Source organism: Burkholderia sp. DN3021 (assembly GCF_049805555.1).
GTDB lineage: Bacteria > Pseudomonadota > Gammaproteobacteria > Burkholderiales > Burkholderiaceae > Burkholderia > Burkholderia pyrrocinia_C.
Map to the genome: position 1 here is coordinate 1 of NZ_JBNCAB010000273.1, position 585 is coordinate 585.

Consider the following 585-nt stretch of genomic DNA (forward strand, 5'->3'; position numbering starts at 1 on the left):
GTGATCCAGAAGCATCCCCAGCGATATTACGCGCGGATGAGCTGAACACCACGCGGGTGACATGGTCTAATCTGCCATGCCGAACAGCCCCGTCATGCCGAGTGTTGAGGAATACCAGGCACTGCTCGCCGAACGCGATGCGCTGCGCGGTGAGCTTCGACTCGTGACGGCCCAACGTGATCTGGCCGAGGAGAAACTGCGGGCCTACAAGCACGAACTGTTCGGCGCATCGAGCGAGGCGCGCCATGCCGACCAGCTTGGCCTGTTCAACGAAGCCGAGGCGCGGGCGACGACTACCGACGTGCCTGCGCGCGAGGACGTGCCCGGCACGTCGGTCATCGCCCACACGCGAGGCAAGCGCGGGCGCAAACCACTCGATCCGAACCTGCCGCGCGAGGTCGTGCGGCACGAGTTACCCGAGTCTGAAAGGTTCTGCGTGCATGACGGCCATGCCCTCGTCGAGATCGGCGTCGAGACGAGCGAGCAGCTCGACGTGATTCCCGAGCAAGTGCGCGTTGTTCAGCACCAGCGGGTCAAGTACGCCTGCCCTTGCTGTGACCTCGGCATTAAGGTCACGCCGGCGCC

At 64.6% G+C, this 585-nt stretch carries 1 protein-coding gene; it reads left to right on the forward strand.

Features of this window, described 5'->3' with window-relative positions; genetic code table 11:
• Window positions 1–76 precede the first annotated feature (76 nt).
• Window positions 77–585 (forward strand): IS66 family transposase zinc-finger binding domain-containing protein (locus ACPUER_RS37055; RefSeq protein ID WP_425133614.1); only part of this gene is annotated, 509 nt, incomplete at its 3' end.